The organism is Micromonospora ureilytica, from assembly GCF_015751765.1.
Taxonomy (GTDB): domain Bacteria; phylum Actinomycetota; class Actinomycetes; order Mycobacteriales; family Micromonosporaceae; genus Micromonospora; species Micromonospora ureilytica.
The window spans coordinates 1,296,515-1,314,543 of the sequence record NZ_JADOTX010000001.1 but is presented as its reverse complement, the minus strand read 5'-3'; the positions used below and the strand labels follow the sequence as shown (position 1 = coordinate 1,314,543).

Genomic DNA, 18,029 nt, shown 5'->3' with positions numbered 1-18,029 from the left:
ATGGATGTCGTTGAAGTACCGACCCGCGCCAGAGCGTGGGCGCTGGCGTGTGCCGTGTTCGTCGTCGCTGCGGTGGCTCAGCGGCTCTACTGGATCGCGGGCGGCCGGTGGGGGTACACCGCCTGCGACCGCACCGATCTGGTCGATCCGGCGGGCGGGTGCGGCGCGGACCAGGTCGTGGCGTTGCCGTTCTGGTCGGGGTGGGGAGCGGTGGGGGTCGGCGTCGCCCTCGTGGTGGTGCTCGTGTGCACGGTCCGGTTACCCGGCCGCTGGGCGACCGCCGGCAGCTGGGCCGCCGCCGCGCTGCTCCTGGTGGTCGCGTTCCCGCTGCACCTGGTCTTCGAGGTCCCGGCGGCGTTGGCGGGACGGCCCTCGGACTGGCGTGACCTCGGAGCCCGGCTCGCGTTGGTGGTCGGTGGCGCCCTGTTCGCCGGGCTCGCGAACGCGTCCGGCCCGCGGCGCGGACCGGCCGCCGTCGGCTACCGGCCGGTGCCGCGGTGGACGCGCCGCTGGGCGTACGTCGCGGTCACGCTGCCCGTGGTCGGCTGGGCCGTGCCCCATGGGCTGTGGGTGCTCGGCGTTCCGGTCGGCATCTCCGCGCGGGAACTGAACGACATCGAGCAGAACCTCTCCACGGCGACGGGGTTGGCGATCACGCTCGTCCCGCCGCTCGCCGGCCTGCTCGTTCTCGGGCTGGTGCAGCGGTGGGGGCAGGAGTTTCCGCTCTGGGTGCCGGGTCTACGCGGTCGACAGGTGCCAAGGCGGCTGGCGGTGATCCCAGCCGGCGTGGTGGCGCTGACGCTTGTCACCTACGGCGTGCTGAGCGTCGCGGTGCTCGTCGGCCACCTGCTCGCGGGTGACACGCGCTGGTCCGACGTGTGGGACGGATGGGCCGTCACCGCGACGCTGCTGGTGTTCCTCGGTTGGGGAGTGTCGTTGGCCGTCACCACCACCGGCTACGCCCTCGCCACCTCGGCCGACACCTCGATGACCGACCTCGCAGGATCGGGGCGTCCATGAGCCCCACCGACTCGACCCGCGTCTCGACCACCGCCCCGCCGCCCTGGGCGATCTGGGCCGCCTACGCCGTCCCGCTCTGCGTCCTGCCGTCCGCACTGTGGCGACTGTCGTTGGTGTTCACCGACGACACCACCACGCGCTGGTACATGATCTTCCTCTCCGCCGTGTCGATGGCGCTGGCCCTGTTGACACTCGGGCTGGTGCACCGGTGGGGACAACGACTTCCACACTGGGTGCCCCGCCTCGGGGGCCGTCCCATCCCGGCGCGTCCGGTCGTGCGCGTCGCGCTGATCGGCGGCTGGTCGCTCGTCGCCATCTGTGTCTACTTCCTCCTGAACCACAGGTTCCACCTCGTGCAGAGCGGATGGGTAGGCATCGGCGACGACGAACCGGTGCACCCGACTCCCGGTTGGGAGGTGTTCCGCTACTACGCCCCCATGCTCGCGTGGGGCCCGCTCGTCATAGCCGTGGCCGCCGACTACCGCCGGCGCGCAACCATCATTCGGAGACTGGAGAAGCCATGAGAATCCGCAGGTTACTTGTCGCCATGCTCGCCGGGGCCGTGCCGGCGTCGGTGTGGAACCACTGTCACAGGGGCGGCCAGGCGTTGGCCAGCAACTGACGGAAGTGCGCCGGGAACCACTCCCCCAGCGGCGGGGCACCCGGCATCGCGCCGGTGTCGTACGTGGAACCGCGAGGCGGCAGGTAGTACGGATCGCACATCGGCTCGTACGGCTGGCCGGCATTCGGGCTGCCACTGGTGCCATCGGACTCGCCGGGCGGCTTGACCCAGACGTAGGCATCGATGCCTAGTTCCGGCTCGGCGACTGGACGCTGCCCGAGGCCCGCGCCCCTCTGGTTGCACCAGTTCCCGATCGCTGCTCGCCTGTCGATCCGGCTGCCGTCGACGTAACTGTTCAGATTGCCCGAGGACGCCGGGCCGGCGGGTCGGTTCGGACCACCCCAGCCGTTGCGCGAGGTGTCGACGACGACACCCGCGTCCGGCGAGAAGCCCGCCTGCGTCAACAGCCCTCGCAGGTGTCGCGCGTAGGGCACCTCGTCGATGAACGGGTTCCAGTCGACCCACTTCGACTGGTACACCGGTTGGCCGTTGATGACATCGTCGACGCGGAAGTACTCCTCGTGCAGCACCGAGTAGTTCGCGGTGTTGGCCACGAAGCCATGGACGTCGGCCACAGTGCTACCGGCGGTGGTCGCGGCCTGCGACAGCAGCGCAGTCAGCGGACCGGAGTCCTCCGGCCAGCCGACTTCGGCGTGGTGACTGATGTCGAGGTACGAGTAGACGTTGGACAGGGCGCCGAGCCGGGCCAGGGCGTACCCGATCCCGTGCTGATAGGTGCCGCGCGCCAGCGCCTCGTCACAGGCCGGGGTGGCCGCGTACCGGTTGCCGGTGTTGACGACGAGGTCGGGCAGCGAGTTCGGCTCGACGAAGGCGACGATCCGCAGGTCAGCGTACTGAGGTGCAGCGAGGATCTCGACAATAGGATCGATGAACTCCGCCCGGTACCGGGCCAGGTCCCCGATCGACAGCTCACCCTGCGGGGCCCGCCGGCCGCAGTCGCGGGCCGGCAGGTTGTACAGGGTCAACTGGACGAGGTCGGCGCGCTGTTCCACGGCTGCGTCCAGGTGCGCACGCAGGCCCATCGTCCCGTCGGCTCCCTCGATCCTGGCGATCCGGTCCAGCCAGACCGCGGTCGGCTCGCCGGCGACCGCGTCGCCACCGGGCTCCACGACGGCACGGTCGACCCACTCGGGATTGACGTAGACCTGGGCTCCGACGTAGGGGTTGGCCAGCCGGTGCGGCGGATCGGTCGCGTTGGCCGGACCGGCGGCGGCGAGCACCCCCACGACGAGGACGGACACGGCGGCGGAGAGGAACGGACGAACCCGGGCGGGTACGCGTCCCCGACGTGGCACGGTCATTGGTAGCCCCCTCAGTACCATGGCCGAGAGTCCTGCCAATGATCTATGAGTTTCGATCTGTTGAGACTACGCCGTAACGGGGTCGGACCGCGGCCCGCACCATGACGGGAGGGCTGACGGTCAGAAAGTGGCGATCGGGTTGACCGGGCTGCCGGACGTGCCGGCGAAGCGGACCGGCGCTACTGCCAGGTGAAAGTCCCACTGGCCGAGCTCGGTGGCCGTCGTGGCGCACGCCTCCAGGTCGCAGTTGTCGAGCATCCACAGACCCATCGCGACGAGGCTCACGGCGTGCACCGGCATCAACACGTCGTCGTACCCCGACGGCTGAACGTCCTGGGGAGAGTCGGCCCCGATCAGCGCCACCCCCCGCTCCTGCAGCCACGGCAGGCAGGACGCGTGCCAGCCGGCCTGCGTGAAACCGCTGGCCGCACCGTTCTCGTGCCGGAAGCGGCCGTAGCCGGTCCGCAGGAGTACCGCGTCACCGGGTCGCACCCGCACACCCTGGCGACGCTCGGCCTCCTCGAGGTCGTCGGGGACCACACCCTGGCCAGGCTCCAACCACGGCACCTCGCGGGCCCCCGCAACGTCCAGCAGGACACCACGCGTGACGATCCCGCTCGCGGCAGCCGTTACGGCCGCCCACGCCGAGCCCGTCGCGGGATCGACCAACGAGTGGGAGCGCCCGTTGTACATCTTGCCGTCCCAGAAGATGTGGCACGGCGAGTCGAGGTGGGTGATGGTGTTGCCGTGGTACGAGATGCCGAGCCGCTCGGACGAGAAGCCCCAGCGCCGGTCGGCGTGGAAGGCCGGCGGCATGTTCTCGGCACCCGGCATGTCGGCGGTGCAGGGGCAGGCCGTCGTCGTCCGCTCCATGTCTCCCGGTGCGGCAACCTCCCAGGCGCAGGACACGCTCCTGCCGTGACGCACAGCCTGCGCTGCCGCCAGTCGCACGTCGTCGGTGATGTGGTTCAGGGTCCCGAGTTCGTCGTCGTCGCCCCACCGCCCCCAGTTCGACAGCGTGTCGAAGTACCCGAGCACGTCGTCCTGGGTCGGCATCGCTCGCCCTGCCGTCATGTCAGCATCGACTCCTCTGGTCACGCGGTTTCGAGGCACCGCAGGTCAGGGTATCCCGCCGCTTGATCGACGGACGACCGCAGGCAGCGCGGATGCGCTGCCGCCGGTGTTCTACTCACTGAACTCGGTCACCGAGAGCGCCGTGTCCAGCCGACCGGCGGCCAGGTCGTCGTGGCGGATCACGAAAGTGCCGTAGTAGTACTCGTCGGTCAGGGAGAAACGGGCGAGCGACACCCACTCGCTCGTGAGCCGGTGCTGCTCCCGCTCCAGCTGGGAATACCACTGCGCCACCGGGATGACAATCTCGCCGGCCTTCTCGCGGCCGGCGAGGGTCTGCTCCGCGATACTCCTGATCACCTCGTCGTCGGCATACCCGCCGATATCGGCGCTGGCGAGCCCGTCGTCGGGCGGCCAGAGGTCGTAGGCCAGCGCGCAGAGCTCATCCAGATGCGGCAGGTCACGCTGCAGGTCACGGGCCAACTGCTGTTGGAAGGGCGACAGGTCGTCCTCGTCCTCATCCTCGTCGTCGTCTGTCACGATCCACGGAGGCAGCCCCGCGCCGAGCGTGGCGCAGACGTCGTACTGCTCGCCGACGTGCTCGGAATTGGCGGGCTTCTCCGCCACCTGGGTATCGACGTCGGCCGGTACGTACACGACTCGGGCGTACCCGCGTTCCCCGTTGCCAGCGGCCAGATGGTCCTCCTCGTGGTTCAGGAAGAAGAGTAGGGAGCCGTCCGCCGGCAGGCCGAAGCCGTCGACTCGCGGCAGCGCCGCACAGTCGACGGAGAAGATGAACGGCAACGCTCTGGCCTCGGCGGTCGGCCAGTCCGTGCCCACCGGCAGTCGGGGCAACCCACCGAACTGCCCGACCGGAGCGCCGCCGGCACCGCCGCTCAACCGGATCGACAGACGCAGGTGCTCGGTGAACCTGCTGATCTCGTCGTCCGGGATGCCCAAGCCGAGCGCGGCACGACCAAACTTCCCCTGATAATCCATGGCCCGGCATCATGCCAGGAAGGCGGGCATCACGGCCGTACCGTCAGAGACCCTGTCCGATCTCGACCAGGTATCCGTCCGGGTCGCGCAGGTAGCAGCGGATCTCCGTTCCGTGGTCCTTCGGCTCGGTGAGGAAGTCCGCGCCCCGGGACTTCCACTCCTCGTAGAGTTTCCGAATGTCGCGGACCCGCACGTTCATCGCGCAGCTGAGGGTGTTGGAGTCGGCCGGCGCCTTGGCCTGCACCGTCGGCTTGTCGTCGGTCGGGCCGCCCTCGACGTTGATGATGATGTAGCTGTTGAAGAACCTCATGATCAGCGGGCTGCTCTCGTGGACGCAGGTCGCCCCGAACACCCGCTCGTAGTACTCCCGGGACCGCTCCAGATCGCGAACGATCAGCAATGTCGCGAGGAACATGCCGTCCTCGGGCTCGAAGTAGTCGGGTGCCGGGTTGGCCAACGCCATGACCGTCCTCCTGTCGTCAGCCGAGTAGCGCGGACATTCGGGCGGCGTCGGTATCCCCCGCAGACGTCGACGAAAACGCCACCGCGGCGGGTGATGTCCCGACTCGCCCTTCGGACGCCCGAACCCGCAGGGACGCACGGGCAGGCCGCTAACCCGGCAGGGGGAAGAGATCTCGCTCCGGCGAGGGAGGCTGTGCGCCAGTGGCGGTGCGATGGTCAGGTCCTGACCGGTGCCGCCAGCTGACGAGGATGTCGCGGCGCGTCGGCGGTGGCGACGGTGACCGAGCGGGGCGGGTTGGGGTGACGATGACGATGACGAAGCATGCTGTCCGGGTGGCCCGGATGTTCGACGGCGAGCGGCTCGTGGACGGCGGGGTGCTGGTCCTGCTCGACGACGGACGCATCGTCGACGTGCACCGGGGTAGGGCCGAGGCGCCGGAGGGCTGGCTGGTGCGCGAGGAGCCGAACGGCACTCTGCTGCCCGGCTTGATCGACGCGCACGTGCACCTGTGCGCCGACGCCGGTCCCGACGCGCTCGGCCGGCTCGCCGAGCGTCCCGAGTCGGACCTCGACGCGGTCGTCGAGGCTTCACTGCGCCTGCACCTGGCGGCCGGGGTCACGACGGTCCGGGACCTGGGCGACCGGCGCGGCGCGGTGCTCCGGTGGCGGGGTCGAGAGGTGCGCAGCGACCTGCCAACGGTGCTGGGGGCGGGTGCACCGCTCACCAGCGTCGGCGGGCACTGCTGGTCGTTGGGGGGCGAGGCGAGCGGCATCGACGGGGTCCGCGAGGCCGTACGCCTGCGGGCGGCGGGCGGCGCCGATCTGGTGAAGGTCATGGCGAGCGGCGGGGTGTTCACCCCCGGCACCGACACCACGAGGCCGCAGTTCACCGACGAGGAGCTGACCGCCGCCCTGACCGAGGCTCACGATCTGGGTCTGCCGGTGACCGCGCACGCGCACGCGCTCAGCGCGGTCGAGCAGGCGCTGCGCGTCGGTGTGGACGGCATCGAGCACTGCACCTGCGTGACAGCCGCCGGCGCAAGCGTCCCGGGCGAGCTCGCGGACCGCCTGGCCGCGTCCGGGGTGGCGGTCTGCGCCACGCTCGGCACCGACCCGGCAGTGGTCACGCCACCGGAGGTGGTGGAGATGGCGGCGCGGGCCGGGCTCAGTGAGGCCGCGCTGCGGGACGGCGCCGCCACCCTGCGGCGGGCCGGGGTCCGCCTGGTGGCCGGTTCGGACGCGGGCCTCGGCCCCGCGAAGCCGCACGGGATCCTGCCTGAGACGCTCGTCGAGTACGTGGCCTGCGGCATCCCCGCCACCGCCGCCCTCGCCTCGGCCACCTCGGTCGGCGCCGAGGTGTGTGGCCTGGGGCGACGCAAGGGCCGCGTGCGCCCCGGGTTCGAGGCCGACCTGCTGATCGTGGACGGCGACCCGACGAGCGACATCACGGCGCTGCGCCGCCCGCTCGCCGTGTATCGCGCCGGCGACCTGGTGACCTAGGTGTGTCGCCGGGTCAGGACGAGCGGAGTTGCTCGCGGACCCAGGACCGGTCGGGGTTCACGACAGCCTGATCGCCGAGCACGACGGTGGGAACGGTCTCGTTGCCGCCGGCCACCGCCCGGACGGCGGCAGCAGCGGCCGGGTCGCGCCAGATGTCCACCCAGTGCGCGCGTCGGGCGAGCCGGCCGAGGGAGAACCGGAGCTGAAGGCAGTAGCGGCAGCCGGGACGCCAGTACACGATCGGCCGGCCGTCCACCGCGCTGGCCCGCTGCGCCTCGGCGGCGCCCACCGAGCGGGGAAAGGCCCACGGCGACAGCAGCAGGGCCAACACCAGGAAGACCAACAACTCGACGCCGCCGACGACGGGCAGGCCGGCGGTCAGTTGCGACGCCGCCACCAGCACGCCGCACGTCACCATCAGGATCGCCAGCATCCACCGTCGCAGCACGCCGAGGACACTACTCGCAGGTACGCCGACGGTCGCCGCTCCGACCGGGTGGGCGGGTGTCACGCCTTGACATGTATCGATGTTAACGCCAACATAAGTCCGCCACCTGAATGAAACGCCACCGTCACATTCCCAGCCCCTCGTGCGTCTCCCCCCGGTCCTGCCCGACGTCACCGCGTGGCGTCGACCGGATCGGCTACGGCATCGCGGCGGTGTTCCCTGTGCTGGTCAATGGCCGTTCCGAATCTCGCGGAGGACAGATGCCGCTGACACTCGCTCCTACCGATCCGATCACCCGCCGAGGGTCTGCCAGCCGCGGTGGCCCTCGGCGTCTGCGGTCGGTGCTGGCCGCGGTGTTGGTCGTGCTCGCCGTGTCGGCCGGTCTGCCCGTGGCCGGGCCGGCGCACGCCGCGCCGGCCGTCAACTACACGAACCCGTTGGTGAACCAGCGGGCCGACCCGCACATCTTCCGGCACACCGACGGCTACTACTACCTGACCGCGACGGTGCCGCAGTACGACCGGATCGTGCTGCGACGGGCCACCACCCTGCAGGGGTTGGCAACGGCGACGGAGACGACGATCTGGAGCCGCCACACCAGCGGAGAGATGGGCGCCCACATCTGGGCGCCGGAGATCCATTTCATCAACAACAGGTGGTACGTCTACTTCGCCGCGGGCCGGACCGATGACGTGTGGCGGATCCGGATGTACGTGCTGGAGAACGCCAACGCCAACCCGCTGACCGGTTCGTGGACCGAGCGCGGCCGGATCACGACACCCTGGGACACCTTCAGCCTGGACGCCTCGACCTTCGTCGCCAATGGGGTCCGCTACCTGACCTGGGCGCAGCAGGAGCCGAGCACGCCCAACAACTCCAACGTCTACCTCGCCCGGATGGGTGCCAACCCGTGGCAGATCACGGGCACGGTGACCCGGCTCGTCGTGCCGACGTACGACTGGGAGACCCGCGGCTACCGGGTTGCCGAAGGGCCGGCGGTGATCCAACGCAACGGTCGGATCTTCCTGACCTACTCGGCAAGCGCCACGGACGCCAACTACTGCCTCGGGATGTTGAGCGCCTCGGCGTCCGCGAACCTGCTCGATGCCGCCTCGTGGAGCAAGAGCCCCAGCCCGGTGTTCGCCAGCAACGCGGCCACCAGCCAGTACGGCCCCGGCCACAACTCGTTCACCGTCTCCGAGGACGGGCAGAGCGACATCCTCGTCTACCACGACCGGAACTACCGCGACATCAGCGGCGATCCGCTCAACGACCCGAACCGACGCACCCGACTGCAGAAGGTGTACTGGAACGCCGACGGCACCCCGAACTTCGGCATCCCGGTGCCCGACGGGGCCACGCCGGTTCGGCTGCGGTCCCATGACCAGGCCAGCAGCTACATCCGGCACTACGACTACCGGGCCCGGATCGAGCCGAACGTGACAAACCTGGCCGACTCGCAGTTCCGCATCGTCACCGGCCTCGCCGGCGGCGGATCGGTGTCGCTGGAGTCGACAAACTTCCCCGGGTACTACCTGCGCCACCGTGGCTACGCCCTCTACGTCGAGAAGAACGACGGTTCGGCGCTGTTCGGCGGCGACGCGAGCTTCCGTCGTCAGGCTGGCCTCGCCGACAGCGCCGGGATCTCCCTGGAGTCGCAGAACTTCCCGGGCCGACACGTGCGTCACCGCGACGGACTGCTCTACATCGAGGCGGTCAGTTCGAGCGCCGACCGCGCCTCGGCCACCTTCCATCTGGAGTAGGAGGAGCGATGCGCTTCACCAGCACGAGAAGACCGTCCGACGGCGGATCGGCCCGGCGCGGCCGGCGTACCGGCCTGACGCTCGCCATGATCGCCACACTGGTCGGCGCTGCCGCTGCCGTGCTAGTCGGCGCACCGCCGGCAACTGCGGCGAGCATCGACACCAACGCCTACTACGTCCTGGTCAACCGAAACAGCGGCAAGGTCCTCGACGTCCGGGACACCTCGACGGCGGACGGCGCCGTGATCCAGCAGTGGTCCCGTAACGACGGCGCGTGGCAACAGTTCCAGTTCGTCGCCTCCGGAAGCGGCTACTACCGCCTCAAGGCCCGGCACAGCGGCAAGGTCGTCGACCTCTGGGAGTGGAACACCGCCGACGGCGCCGAGTACCGCCAGTATGCCGATCAGAACGGCACCAACCAGCAGTTCCAGGTCCTCGACTCCGACGGCGGCCATGTCCGGCTGATCAACCGCCACTCCGCCAAGGCACTCGAGGTCTGGGAACGGTCCACCGTCGACGGCGGCCGGATCAGTCAGTACGCCGACCTCAACGGAACGAACCAACAGTGGCAGCTGGTCGCGGTAGGCGGTGGCAGCACGCCACCGGCCACCGGCTGTGGCAGCGGGTCGACCAACGCCGAGGCCGTACTGAGCGGGAGCACCTGGACGTCCCGCAACGGCTCGTCAACTGTCTACTCGGGTTCGGACATGTTGTCGGCGATGCAGGCGGCGGTCAACTCGCTGTCGGTGGGTCGGACGTCGAAGCAGCGGGTGGTGGTTCGCGGCTCCGGCTCGATGAGCGCGGGCTCGCGGTTGTCGCTGCCGTCGTACACGACCCTGGCCGTGTGCGGCACGATCAACGTGACCGGGTCGGGCTCGGGCGACCAGGCGCCGGTGTACTCGCGGGGAACCACTGACGTCGAGGTGCAGAACCTCACGCTGACCGGTTCACCGTTGTACGGGATCTTCATGCGCAACGTGAACAACCTGACCCTCGGGCAGATCGACATGCGGCTCTCCGCGGGTCTGGGCGTCCGCATCGACAACCACGGCGGGGATCGAGCGGTCAAGGTACGCAACATCCGCATCGACAACGTGTACGTGTCGGGGACCGGTACGCACGGGGTGGAGACGTACGGCGTGGACGGTCTGACGATCGGCACTGTCACGGCGCGGAACACCCGGGACTCCGGCCTGCTGCTCAACGACACGATCAACGCCACGGTCGGCACTGTCGACGCGCAGGGCGCCGGGGCCGGCACCGGGTACGCGGCGTTCCGGATGGCCAACCGCAACGGCCGGGTGGGCAACTCGTACCCGACAAACATCCGGGTCGGAACCGTGCTCGCGTCCGGCGGTGGCCGGGGGATCTTCTGCGTGTCCGAGTCCGGCGGCGCGGTCATCGACCGGGTGACGATCTCGAACACGGGGAACAACGCGATCCTGGTGGAGAACTGCTACAACGTCGTCATCGCCGGGGTGTCCGGGACGGTGACGGGCGGTGGTGAGGTGCGGATCGCGGCGCGCACCGAGTTTCCGATCTCCTCCGGCATCCGGTTCCAGAATCTGACAGTCAGCGGCACCAACATCACCCAGAGCCCCTGCGGTGGAGCGAACAACACGATCAGCAACGTCACGCGGATCAATTCGACGCTGACGTGGTGTTGACCCGATGAGGAGCGGCCGCCCGAACCCGGGCGGCCGCTCCTCGCCGGATCGTGGCTGGTGCTGCCGCCCGGAGCGGTCGCGGGGTTTCACCGGCTGGCGCTTGCGGGTAGCGGATGGCCCATGAACCGCAATCTCGTCAAGGCCCTGCAGGTCGCGTGGGAGCTGCCGGAGTTCCGTACCGGGGTGCGACACGTCGTCGATCTCGAGGAGATCGCGGGGCTGCTGGCGACGCTGTCCGTCCCCGATCATGACCATGAGGTGGAGCGCAGCCTGCTGAGCCTGCTGCGGTCCGCCCTGGAGACGGTCGAGATCCGGGAAGCGGTGTTGCTGCTGTTGGAGCAGGACGAGGTACGCAGACCGCTCGTCGCGGCGGCGGTGGAGCCGCTCGCGGACCGCCCGGGTCAGGCTGCCGCCATCACGTCGGCGGCCGAGGACCCTGCCGTGCGGCGTGAGGTGCGGGCGGTGCTGGCCAGCGCCAAGGTACGCGAGCTGATCTGGCAGGCGATCGAGAACCAGATGAGCGACAACCGACTCGGCCTGATCCGCCGGGCGGCGGTGCTGTTCGTGTGGCACCCGCGCGTCCGACGCCTCACGTGGGCGGTGCGCCGGCACGGCGTGTTGCGCGAGCTGCGCCGCAAGCAGTGATCCACGCCAGTCGATGCCAGGCGCGTAACAATTCTGTTAGCGTTAACAGTTGTGACGATCAATCGGAGCCGGAGTGGTCGTCGAACCACGGTGAACCCCGTGACAAGCGCAGCAGACCGGTGTCGACCGGGCCAACGGGACCGCGAAGGCGCGCACCACCACCCAGGAGGACACGACAATGACGCACGATCAGAATGAGCCAGTGACCGGCGAACGGAAACGGCTGACCCGGCGAACCATCCTGACGACGATGGGGGCCGTACCGGTCGCAGCGGTCGCGACGGTCGTAGGGGCCACCGAAGCCGTTGCCGCACCCGCGAGCATCGACCCGTCCGCGACGCGGCAGACGATCCGAGGCTTCGGCGCCATGGCCCACGCGGCCTGGATCGGCGACCTGACAGCAGCCCAGCGGGACACGGCGTTCGGCACCGGCGAGGGCCGACTGGGGTTCTCCCTGCTGAGAATCCCCGTCAACGAGAACCAGGCCGACTGGAGCCGTGATCTGGCGACGGCGCAACGCGCGGTCGCGCTCGGCGTCACCGTCTTCGCCTCACCGTGGAACCCGCCGGCCAGCATGATCGAGACCTTCACCCGCGGCAACCAGACCAACGCGAAGCGGCTCCGCTACAGCTCGTACGGCGCCTATGCCACACACCTGAACGACTTCACCACGTACATGCGCAACAACGGGGTGAACCTGCACGCCATATCAGTGCAGAACGAGCCGGACTACGCGGCGGAGTGGACATGGTGGACGAACACGGAGATGCTCCGCTTCCTGCGGGAGAACGCCGGCTCGATCAGCACCAGGGTCATCGCGCCGGAGTCCTTCCAGTACGTGAAGTCCGTGTCGGACCCGATCCTCAACGACTCCACGGCGCTCGCCAACGTGGACATCATCGGTGCGCATCTCTACGGCACGTCGTACTCGAACTTCGCCTACCCCCTCTTCAAGCAGAAGGGCGCGGGCAAGGAACTCTGGATGACCGAGGTCTACTACCCCAACAGCAACACCAATTCGGGTGACGCCTGGCCCGAGGCGCTCGACGTGGGCGAACACATCCACCGCGCCATGGTGGACGCCGAGTTCCAGGCGTACGTCTGGTGGTACCTCCGGCGCAGCTACGGCCCCATGCGTGAGGACGGCCAGATCAGCAAGCGCGGTGCCATGATGGCGCACTTCGCCAGGTTCGTTCGCCCCGGATACGTGCGGATCGACGCAACGGCGAACCCCGCGTCGAACGTCTACGTCTCGGCGTACCGGGGTGGCGACACCGTCGTCATCGTCGCCGTCAACAAGAACACCTCGTCGGTGAGCCAGCAGTTCACACTGTCCAACGCCACCGCGTCCGGCAGTGTCTCGAACTGGCTGACCGACGGGAGCAGGACCGTGGCGCCCCAGGGCGCGCTGAGCATGTCGAACGGCTCGCTCACCGTCACCCTTCCCGCTCGAAGCGTGATGACGTTCGTGACCAACGTGAGCGGCACCAGCAGCCCCGGGGGCACCTACAAGCTGGTCAACGTCGACACCGGCCTGGTTCTCGGCGTACAGAACATGTCCACCGCCGACGGTGGTCTGGCCGTGGTCTGGGGTGACAGCGGCACCGCCGACCACAACTGGGTCCGGGTCACCGACGGCAACGCGTTCCGGTTCCGCAACGTCAACAGCGGCAAGGTCCTCGGCGTCGAGAACATGTCGACCGCCGACAACGCCCGCGTCATGCAGTGGAGCGACAACGGCACCGCCGACCACCGCTGGACACTGGTGGCCAACAGCGACGGCTCCTACCGGATCCGCAACGTCAACAGCGGCAAGGTGCTCGCCATCCTCAACGGATCCAGCACCTGGGGCACCCAGGCCGTCCAGTACGCCGACAACGGCAGCACCAGGAACAACTGGCGCCTGACCCAGGTCAGCTGAACGTCACCGGCTCCGGGTCGACCTCACCTGGCCGACCCGGAGCCGAACTCCCGCGTCACCGGTCGGCGCATCACCGACGACGGCGGGCCATCCACTGCCAGATGCGGGTGCCGTCGAGGCTCGGGTCGTTGCGGGCCACGTAGATCCAGGACCAGTGGCCGGGGAACTGGTAGCCGTTCCAGACGACGTGGTCGTAGAGGCTGAGCAGCGAACCCGGGATGAGGTCGTGGGCGTGGATCGTGTTGGTCTCGGGTGGCACGGTGTCGTCGTCGCGCGAGGTGACCAGCCAGGTCGGCGTCCGGATCTTCGCCAGCTCCGCGTCGGTGATCAGCGGCGGACCCTCCCCGCTGAGCGGCTCGACGACGCCGCAGATCGGCACCGACGCGGCGAACAGGTCGGGATAGGTCGAGGTCATCTCCAGGGACATGTAGCCACCGTTGCTGCAGCCGACCACGTAGATCCGGTCGGGGTCGACCCGCTCGCGGCGTACGAGGTCTCGAACGATCTCGCGGATCAGCGGGGCGAACCGGGGGCCGTCCTCCATCCAGTAGGAGGTGCTCTGGGGAGCGACGACGTACGCGCCGGAGAAGATCCGCTGTGCCTGCGGAGTGGCGAAGCCGAGCGCGCCGCGGTTGGCGCGCAGCGTGGTCTCGTTGTCGTAGTAGCCGTCGGGCAGTGCGGCACCCTCGCCCCCGCCGTGCAGCCAGACGATCAGCGGACGCCGACCCCGGGGCGAGTGGTCGGGAGAGTACAGCCGGTACTTCAGACCCGAGCCTGAGACGTGGTAGCTGAAGGCGTCCACCTCGGGGTTCGACAGCCCTGTCTGCACGAAGCGGGTGATGGTGACCGGCGAGCCGTGACGCCTGACGATGGGGGTGTTCTGCGTGATGGTGTAGACGAGGTCCAGTCGGACGTTGCGGCCCCTGCTCAGGATGTAGCCGAGGGTGCCACCGCCGGGTTGACCTTCGGCGTGACCCAGCTCCAGCACGATGTTCCCGTGTCGGTCGAGCCGGGCCGCTGTCACCGTGCGGTCCAGGTCGTACTCGCTGAAGATCTGGTCGCCGGGAGCGATCGGGATCGGGCTGGTGGCCTTGGCGTGCACGGTGAACGTGCCGGGGGTCAGCCCGGCCGGGTCGATCGGCCCGAGCCGGCCGGTGTCCAGGGTGACCGAGGTGACCTGCTCACCGCCGTCGAGCGTTGTCGCGTCGAGGGTGAAGCTCACGCTGGTGGGATGGCGACCGCCGGCGTGGGCGGCGAGGCCGGGCAGGGCCAGGCCGATGGCGGCGCCGGCCCCACCGGCCAGGACGGTGCGACGAGTGACAGGCGTGGACATGCGGGCCCCCGTACCTTGCGAGGTAGATGTTCGTCGATGACATCTCAACGTAACGCCGCCGAGATCCGCTGGCAACCGGTGCCGGCGCGGGCGATCAGGGCGCCCCACGTCGGTGGAGCCACGTGGAAGACGCCCTGATCGGTCACGGGAGGAGGACCGCCCGCACAGTCAGCTCAGGCGCTGGAACACCGAGAACGGGTATACCCAGGCGGGGTTGAAGATGAGGCCCAGCCGGTGCAGGTACCGCTGGCAGGCGCTCGGCTGCGCCGGGTCGGGGCAGAAGGTCACCCACAGCTCGGAGTAGCCGTCCTTCTCGGTCGGGCTGTAGTTGACGATCTGGTCCCGGACGACGAACTGCATCGAGGTCAGTCGGGGGTCCTGTACGTCGTTGGGAAAGGAGAGGGACGTGTCCAGGCCGTACAGCACGATCTCGTTGGGGAACAGGCAGACGCTCGCCTGGAAGTACAGCTCGTAGATGGTGGTGTAGGTGGCTGTCTCGTAGACCTCCTCGGAGACCTCCTCGCGGTAGCAGGGGGTCCCCGGCGGGAACGCGGGCGGCGTGGGCACCGGGATCGCGTTGGTGGCGATGTCACCTGTGGTGCGGGCCGAGCCGCCCGACGAGGTCGCGCGCAGGCCGCCGTCGGCGCAGGCCGCCTTCGTCTTGCAGATGGCCGCGCCGGGTGCCGCCGACGCGGCCGCCGCCGGGACGGTGAGCGTCGCCGCGAGCACGGTCAGGGCCAGGACCAGAGGCTTGAGATGTACGGACACATGACCTCCAATGGTTCGATCAGTGCGCTCTGCACCGGAGCAGGATCGCCGATCGGGGCGGGCCTCTGCCGCGATTCCGTACACCGCCGTACACTGACGAACGTCGATTGTCGGCGGCGGGAGGCAGGACGCTGAATGCTGCGGGGGCGCAGACGCCTGACGACCTTGCCGGGTTGTTGCGGGCGTTGCGACGCAGACACGCACGCCAACAGAGCGACGGTGAGCTGACCTACCGCGAGCTGGCCGCCCGCACCGGCTGGTCGCACACCGCCATCGCGGAATACCTCACCGGGAAGACGCTGCCGCCTACCGACCGGCTCGACGCCCTGGTTCGGCTCCTCGGTGCCACGCCGGCCGAGCAGGGCTCGCTGGCCACCGCCCGGGACCGGATCGAGGAGAGCCGCCGCCGTGCGCCGCGCGCACCCGACCGGATGGTGCCCCGACAGTTGCCCGCCGACGTGGCCAGCCTCGCCGGGCGTGACGACGAGCTGGCCCTTCTGGACAAGCTCGTCGCCGCGCCCACCGCCGTCGTGGTCGCCGCGATCTCCGGCACCGCCGGGGTGGGCAAGACCGCCCTGGCCGTGCACTGGGCGCATCGCGTCGCCGACCGGTTCGACGACGGTCAGCTCTACGTCAACCTGCGCGGCTACGACCCCCGGGTGCAGGCGCTGAGCGCGGCGAAGGCGCTGCACGGTTTCCTGGACGCGCTCGGGGTGCCGGCCGCCCGGGTGCCCGCCGACCTCGACGCCCAGGCCGCCCTGTACCGCAGCGCGCTGGCCGGCAAGCGGATCCTCATCGTGCTGGACAACGCCCGGGACGCCGAACAGGTCCGTCCGCTACTGCCCGGCACACCCACCACGATGGTGCTGGTGACGAGCCGCAATCAGCTCACCTCGCTGGTCGGCCTCGACAGCGCGCACCCGATCCCGCTCGGCCTGCTCAGCCGCGACGCGGCCGGTCACCTGCTCACCCATCGGCTCGGCGCCGAACGGGTGGCCGCCGAACCGGAGGCCGCCGAGGCGATCATCGTCGCCTGCGCCCGCCTACCGCTGGCGTTGAGCATCGCCGCCGCCAGAGCCCAGCAGTCCGGCTTCCCGCTGGCCACCCTCGCGACCGAGCTGGGAACGGCCGGTCGGCGGTTCGGCGCACTGGACGCGGGTGACGCGGTCGGCGAGGTGCGAGCGGTGTTCTCCTGGTCGTACACGGCGCTCACCACGGCGGCGGCCGGCCTGTTCCGGCTGCTGGGCCTGCACCCCGGCCCGGACATCACGGTGGCAGCGGCGGCGAGCCTGGCCGGTCTTCCGGCGGATGGAACCCGCCGGTCGCTGACCGAGCTGACCCGGGCGAACCTGCTCGCCGAGTACCGGCCCGGCCGGTTCACCGCGCACGACCTGTTGCGGGCGTACGCCGCCGAACTCAGCGACGACACCGATCCCGAGCCGGACCGCAGGGCCGCCACGACTCGGCTTCTCGACCACTACACCCACACCACCCACGCCGCCGACGCCCTGCTGCGCCCGCACAGCGACCCGGTCGACCACCTCATGACCCCGCCCGTGGCCGGTGTGCGTCCGGAGCGGCCCACCACCCACGCGGAGGCGATGGCCTGGTTGACCGCCGAGCATCCGGTCCTGCTCGCCGCGCTCCGGCAGGCCGCCGGCACCGGGTTCGACGCGCACACCTGGCGGCTGGGGCGGGCCCTCGACACGTTCCTGGACCGGCAGGGGCACTGGCAGGACCGCGTCGAGACCTGTCGGGCGGCGCTGCTGGCCTCCGAGCGTCTCGGCGACCCGGTCGCGCAGGCGGTCGCGCACCGCTTCCTCGCCGGCGCCCACACAGTGGTCAACCAGTACGCCGACGCGCTGGGCCACCTCGAGAGGGCCCTCGACCTGTACGTCAGTGCCGGAGACGCGGAGGGCGAGGCGCGTACGCACCAGAACCTCGCCTCGCTGTGGGACCGGCAGGGCGAGCCGCGGAAGGCCCTCGAGCACTCGCAGCGGACCCTCGTCCTGGCCCAGGCCGCCGGCCACCGTCGGGCCCAGGCCGACGCGCTCAACGCGGTCGGCTGGTGCCACGCCCAGCTCGGCGAGCACCTCGGCGCGTTGGCGTACTGCGAGCAGGCACTCGAACTCCTCCAACAGCTGGACGACCGCGCCGGCGAAGCCGCCACCTGGGACAGCCTCGGCTTCGCACACCACCACCTCGGCCAGTACGGCCGGGCCGTGGAGTGCTACGAGCGCACGCTCGAGCTGACCCGCGACCTCGGCGACCTCTGGGGCGAGGCGGACACCCTCAGCCGGCTCGGCGACACCCGCCACGCCCTCGGCGACCCCACCTCCGGCCGGGCCGACTGGCAGCGGGCACTGGACATCCTCACGGCCCTCGACCACCCGGACGCCGCCGCCGTCGGCACCAAGCTCCAGCTCGCGTAATCGAACCATCGACCAGCGAACAGCCCCGGTCGTACTTTGGGACGATCTGAAGTCGA

Annotated in this window: 15 protein-coding genes; 8 read left to right on the top strand and 7 right to left on the bottom strand. The window is 69.9% G+C overall.

Annotation, left to right across the window (positions count from 1 at the left end):
• Both IW248_RS05740 and IW248_RS05735 read left to right on the top strand, forming a co-directional pair.
• Positions 1–1,020 carry a hypothetical protein gene (locus IW248_RS05740; RefSeq protein ID WP_196925992.1) on the top strand — a complete coding sequence of 340 codons (1,020 nt, stop codon included), beginning with the start codon at positions 1–3 and terminating at the stop codon, positions 1,018–1,020.
• Entirely contained in the window at positions 1,017–1,544 is a 528-nt protein-coding gene (locus IW248_RS05735) for a hypothetical protein (RefSeq protein WP_196925991.1), read from the top strand. Before IW248_RS05740 ends, IW248_RS05735 begins: the two co-directional genes overlap by 4 nt.
• 64 nt (positions 1,545–1,608) lie before the next feature.
• On the opposite strand, the gene IW248_RS05730 is transcribed toward IW248_RS05735, so the two are convergent.
• The 4 genes from IW248_RS05730 to IW248_RS05715 form a co-directional block, all read right to left on the bottom strand.
• Positions 1,609–2,964: a glycoside hydrolase family 6 protein gene (locus IW248_RS05730; protein ID WP_196925990.1), complete on the bottom strand. Its 1,356-nt coding sequence runs from the start codon at positions 2,962–2,964 to the stop codon at positions 1,609–1,611.
• Between the two features lie 120 nt (positions 2,965–3,084).
• Positions 3,085–4,038, bottom strand: a complete 954-nt coding sequence (locus IW248_RS05725) for a cyclase family protein (protein WP_231396195.1) — start codon at positions 4,036–4,038, stop codon at positions 3,085–3,087.
• Positions 4,039–4,149: 111 nt separating this feature from the next.
• Entirely contained in the window at positions 4,150–5,034 is an 885-nt protein-coding gene (locus tag IW248_RS05720; RefSeq protein ID WP_196925989.1) for a DUF1963 domain-containing protein, read from the bottom strand.
• Between the two features lie 43 nt (positions 5,035–5,077).
• Positions 5,078–5,497 carry a VOC family protein gene (locus IW248_RS05715; RefSeq protein ID WP_196925988.1) on the bottom strand — a complete coding sequence of 140 codons (420 nt, stop codon included), beginning with the start codon at positions 5,495–5,497 and terminating at the stop codon, positions 5,078–5,080.
• A 311-nt stretch (positions 5,498–5,808) separates the two neighbouring features.
• On the opposite strand from IW248_RS05715, the gene IW248_RS05710 reads away from it, so the two are divergent.
• Positions 5,809–6,996, top strand: coding sequence for an amidohydrolase family protein (locus IW248_RS05710; RefSeq protein WP_231396194.1), 1,188 nt, complete (start codon positions 5,809–5,811; stop codon positions 6,994–6,996).
• Between the two features lie 13 nt (positions 6,997–7,009).
• Here IW248_RS05710 and IW248_RS05705 read toward each other — a convergent pair whose 3' ends face one another.
• Entirely contained in the window at positions 7,010–7,444 is a 435-nt protein-coding gene (locus IW248_RS05705; RefSeq protein WP_196925986.1) for a glutaredoxin domain-containing protein, read from the bottom strand.
• Between the two features lie 260 nt (positions 7,445–7,704).
• Here IW248_RS05705 and IW248_RS05700 point away from each other — a divergent pair, with 260 nt between their 5' ends.
• The 4 genes from IW248_RS05700 (at position 7,705) to xynC (ending at position 13,440) form a co-directional block, all read left to right on the top strand.
• Positions 7,705–9,207: a family 43 glycosylhydrolase gene (locus IW248_RS05700; protein WP_231396193.1), complete on the top strand. Its 1,503-nt coding sequence runs from the start codon at positions 7,705–7,707 to the stop codon at positions 9,205–9,207.
• Positions 9,208–9,215: 8 nt separating this feature from the next.
• The gene (locus IW248_RS05695; protein ID WP_196925985.1) at positions 9,216–10,874 is read left to right on the top strand and encodes an RICIN domain-containing protein; all 1,659 of its coding nucleotides are present in this window, start codon (positions 9,216–9,218) and stop codon (positions 10,872–10,874) included.
• A 120-nt stretch (positions 10,875–10,994) separates the two neighbouring features.
• Positions 10,995–11,519 carry a hypothetical protein gene (locus IW248_RS05690; protein ID WP_196925984.1) on the top strand — a complete coding sequence of 175 codons (525 nt, stop codon included), beginning with the start codon at positions 10,995–10,997 and terminating at the stop codon, positions 11,517–11,519.
• Between the two features lie 202 nt (positions 11,520–11,721).
• Positions 11,722–13,440 (top strand): glucuronoarabinoxylan endo-1,4-beta-xylanase XynC, encoded by a 1,719-nt coding sequence (xynC, locus tag IW248_RS33650; RefSeq protein WP_372431902.1) that lies wholly within the window; start codon positions 11,722–11,724, stop codon positions 13,438–13,440.
• Positions 13,441–13,510: 70 nt separating this feature from the next.
• On the opposite strand, the gene IW248_RS05680 is transcribed toward xynC, so the two are convergent.
• Together IW248_RS05680 and IW248_RS05675 are read right to left on the bottom strand one after the other, a co-directional pair.
• On the bottom strand, positions 13,511–14,773 hold the full coding sequence (locus tag IW248_RS05680; RefSeq protein ID WP_196925982.1) for a prolyl oligopeptidase family serine peptidase: 1,263 nt from the start codon (positions 14,771–14,773) through the stop codon (positions 13,511–13,513).
• Between the two features lie 168 nt (positions 14,774–14,941).
• The gene (locus tag IW248_RS05675) at positions 14,942–15,541 is read right to left on the bottom strand and encodes a hypothetical protein (RefSeq protein WP_196925981.1); all 600 of its coding nucleotides are present in this window, start codon (positions 15,539–15,541) and stop codon (positions 14,942–14,944) included.
• Positions 15,542–15,648: 107 nt separating this feature from the next.
• On the opposite strand from IW248_RS05675, the gene IW248_RS05670 reads away from it, so the two are divergent.
• Entirely contained in the window at positions 15,649–17,973 is a 2,325-nt protein-coding gene (locus tag IW248_RS05670; RefSeq protein ID WP_307787772.1) for an ATP-binding protein, read from the top strand.
• Positions 17,974–18,029: the final 56 nt, after the last annotated feature.

What these genes read in the sequence shown, in the direction of transcription:
- IW248_RS05700 (WP_231396193.1), top strand. Translation starts at nt 7,705, where the DNA reads ATGCCGCTGACACTCGCTCCTACCGATCCGATCACCCGCCGAGGGTCT.
- IW248_RS05720 (WP_196925989.1), bottom strand. Translation starts at nt 5,034, where the DNA reads ATGGATTATCAGGGGAAGTTTGGTCGTGCCGCGCTCGGCTTGGGCATC.
- IW248_RS05690 (WP_196925984.1), top strand. Translation starts at nt 10,995, where the DNA reads ATGAACCGCAATCTCGTCAAGGCCCTGCAGGTCGCGTGGGAGCTGCCG.
- IW248_RS05710 (WP_231396194.1), top strand. Translation starts at nt 5,809, where the DNA reads ATGACGAAGCATGCTGTCCGGGTGGCCCGGATGTTCGACGGCGAGCGG.
- IW248_RS05725 (WP_231396195.1), bottom strand. Translation starts at nt 4,038, where the DNA reads ATGACGGCAGGGCGAGCGATGCCGACCCAGGACGACGTGCTCGGGTAC.
- IW248_RS05695 (WP_196925985.1), top strand. Translation starts at nt 9,216, where the DNA reads ATGCGCTTCACCAGCACGAGAAGACCGTCCGACGGCGGATCGGCCCGG.
- IW248_RS05730 (WP_196925990.1), bottom strand. Translation starts at nt 2,964, where the DNA reads ATGACCGTGCCACGTCGGGGACGCGTACCCGCCCGGGTTCGTCCGTTC.
- IW248_RS05735 (WP_196925991.1), top strand. Translation starts at nt 1,017, where the DNA reads ATGAGCCCCACCGACTCGACCCGCGTCTCGACCACCGCCCCGCCGCCC.
- IW248_RS05680 (WP_196925982.1), bottom strand. Translation starts at nt 14,773, where the DNA reads ATGTCCACGCCTGTCACTCGTCGCACCGTCCTGGCCGGTGGGGCCGGC.
- IW248_RS05740 (WP_196925992.1), top strand. Translation starts at nt 1, where the DNA reads ATGGATGTCGTTGAAGTACCGACCCGCGCCAGAGCGTGGGCGCTGGCG.
- IW248_RS05715 (WP_196925988.1), bottom strand. Translation starts at nt 5,497, where the DNA reads ATGGCGTTGGCCAACCCGGCACCCGACTACTTCGAGCCCGAGGACGGC.